Origin of the sequence: Helicobacter sp. UBA3407, from assembly GCF_949747025.1 — a bacterium.
Lineage (GTDB): Bacteria > Campylobacterota > Campylobacteria > Campylobacterales > Helicobacteraceae > Helicobacter_D > Helicobacter_D ganmani.
In genome coordinates this window covers 1-2,810 of record NZ_CATKCB010000231.1, presented here as the reverse complement: position 1 = coordinate 2,810, position 2,810 = coordinate 1, and the positions used below count along the sequence as shown (strand labels likewise).

Here is a 2,810-nt window from a genome sequence, read left to right as displayed (position 1 = left end):
GTTTTTGATGGAAAGTAATTGCAAAACGATGGGCTTCATCGCGCAGTTTTTGAATGAATTGCAAACGCTTATCGCTAGGGGCGAGGCGATAATCTTGCAGGACTTCATCACGTAGAATATCCCTTGCACTTCCTTTAGCGCGGTAAGCCTTGCTATCCACTTTTTCTTTTGCGATTCCGATGACTTCCAAATTTACCCCCGCACTATCAAGCAAGGTTCTAGCTAAGTTGATTTGCCCCGCTCCCCCATCTAGCACCCATAAATCCGGTGGGGATTCTTTGCTAAAATCCGAGATTCTACGCTCTAGCATTTCACGCATTTGGGAATACTCGTCTGTGCCTTCTAACAAATACTGCCGATAAGATTCCTTGCAGAATGCCCCATTTTCATAGACAATCATCGCCCCAACGCATTGCGCACCTGTATGATGTGAAGTGTCAAAAACTTCAAAACGGAAAGGAACATTTTGTAAGCAAAAGAGTTTTTTAATCTCGCCGAGCACTTCCTCCTCCTCGTCTTTTTGCAAACGCAAAATCTCTTTACCATTTTGCAAAGCAAGTTCGCACAATCGCTTTTTCTCTCCGCTTTTTGGATAATACAAAGGAATCTTTTTGCCAAGATTTTGTCGCAAGAAATTTTCTAGTTCTTTTGCAATTTCTCCCAAATCAAAAGGAATCAAGATTTGCTTTGGTTTCAAAGGTAAATCCTTGCTGTAATAATTTAGCACTGCTTGTTTGTAGATTGCACTTTCCTCAAAACCAATTTCACTTTTGATAATTTGTGTTGCGCTAGAAACAATCTTGCCACTGCGCATAAAGAGTTTGACTAAAGCAGCACGTTTTTCTTCACAAACAAGAGCAAACACATCTAAATCTTCCAATCGTGCAAAATCAACAGAGGAAATAGGGTTTAACTGCTGAATCTTTGTGATTCTATCCCGCAAGATTCTAGCTTCTTCAAAACGCAAATTATTGGATAAAAACAGCATTTTTTCTTCTAATTTTGCAAGGATTTTTTTGGGATTTTCTATGCAATGAAGTGCGTTTTGCAAGATTTGATGATAAGATTCTACATTTATGCGCCCCTCGCAAGGTGCAAGACATCTTTTGATTTGATAAAAGAGACAAGCTTTTTTACCTTGCTTGCAAGATTCTTTTTGCACAAGCGGAAAAACCTCATAAAGGCTTTCTAGTAAATCACGTGCTCCGCTAGAGTAAGGTCCAAAATAGCGCAAACCCTGCATTTTCAAAACTTTTCTTGTTAGAATAATGCGGGGGAAATCCTCTTGCGAATTGACGCATAGGTAAGGATAGGTTTTATCATCACGCAAAAGAATATTGTATTTGGGTTTGAGTTGTTTAATCAGTGAATTTTCCAAAATCAAAGCGTCATTTTCATTTTCTACGATGAGATAACGTATCATCGCGATTTGTTGCACCATTTGTGCAATGCGCGCACTCAAATTGGGTGCGGGAGATAGAGTAGGAGTGAAACGAAAATAGCTTTTTACGCGATTTTTAAGATTCTTTGCTTTTCCTACATAAAGCAATCGTCCCTCACTATCAAAATAATGATAAACTCCACTTTGGTTTGGAATCTTTTTTAAAACCTCCAAAAGATTGTTGGAGAGCGGTTTGGGCTTGATTGTTGTCTCTTTGGATTCCATAAAAATCTTACAAAAATTTATTTTGATTTTGTAGAATTACTTGGCGGATATTTTCAAAGATTTCAAAGATTTCGGTATCTTTTGCGTAATTAATGAAATTTCCGTGAGCAAGTTCTCCATAGCACTGCGCGACTTCATTTTCTTGCCGAAATTCTACTTCTTTGTGGTAAGCATTATAGGTTACAAAGCATTTAATGTCTTGCACATTGGTAAGATGGGATTTTTCCTTTTGATAAGTTTTTAAGAGCTGTTTAAGAAGGGAGATTTTATGATAAAATTCTTGTTTAAAAGCTGGGTGTTTGAGTGCCAAAAATAAAATGTCATTCTTGATATAGCCAAAAGCAATTCCGCTTTTGATGCTAAGAGGAAGCAAGCGAATAAACTGATTAAGTTGGCTGACTTCGTAATATTTTTGATAGCAAGGAGTGCTAAAGAGATGAGACAAGACTTCCGATACATTTTTCATTTTTTAATTATAGCACAGATTTTTTGTCTTAGTTTTTTAAGTGTGGGTTGTGGATTTAAAGATGACCCTTACAATCCAAAAAGCAAAACAAGCCAAAAAGAGAACAGAATTTATGCACAATTGGAATTTCAAGAGTTAAAATAAGGATTTAGAAATGTTTAATTTTGATGTGATTATCGTAGGGGCTGGTGTTGCAGGATTGTATGCGTCTTTGAATCTACCTAAAAATCTAAAAGTTTTAATTCTTTGTAAAGAGCAACCTTGGGAATGCAATACTTTTTATGCGCAAGGTGGAATCGCAGTGGCAAAGGATATCAACGATATTCCTTTGCATATAGAAGATACACTAAACGCTGGTGCGGGAATGTGTGATGAAAAGGCAGTTAAGACATTAAGTGAGGAAAGTTTGGAGGTATTAGAGGATTTGATTGAGCGTCAAACTCCTTTTGACAGGGACGAAAAAGGCGATTTACTCTTCACCAAAGAAGCAGCCCATAGCACTTCACGGATTATCCACGCGGGAGGAGATTGCACAGGCAGGGTTTTGCATTCGCATTTGATAGCACAAGTTTCCCATACATTGTGGAAAAATGCAGCCGTTACGGAATTGCTCATTGAGGGAAATCATTGCTATGGTGTGAGTGTGCTAACTAAGCGCGGAAGTTATAATCTTTATGC

Annotated in this window: 3 protein-coding genes; 1 reads left to right on the top strand and 2 read right to left on the bottom strand. The window is 37.8% G+C overall.

All coding sequences use genetic code 11. The annotated features are described in order from the left end of the window. Positions 1-1,666: excinuclease ABC subunit UvrC (gene uvrC, locus Q1553_RS08020; RefSeq protein WP_300842909.1), on the bottom strand; the 1,666-nt coding region annotated here is incomplete at its 3' end. A gap of 7 nt (positions 1,667-1,673) precedes the next feature. Beyond that, positions 1,674-2,132 carry a hypothetical protein gene (locus Q1553_RS08015; RefSeq protein WP_115550675.1) on the bottom strand — a complete coding sequence of 153 codons (459 nt, stop codon included), beginning with the start codon at positions 2,130-2,132 and terminating at the stop codon, positions 1,674-1,676. A 154-nt stretch (positions 2,133-2,286) separates the two neighbouring features. On the opposite strand from Q1553_RS08015, the gene Q1553_RS08010 reads away from it, so the two are divergent. Continuing rightward, on the top strand, positions 2,287-2,810 hold a 524-nt coding region (locus Q1553_RS08010; protein WP_300842908.1), incomplete at its 3' end, for an FAD-dependent oxidoreductase.

Excerpts from the sequence above, each read along its gene's own strand:
- Q1553_RS08015 (WP_115550675.1), bottom strand. The coding sequence starts at position 2,132 with ATGAAAAATGTATCGGAAGTCTTGTCTCATCTCTTTAGCACTCCTTGC.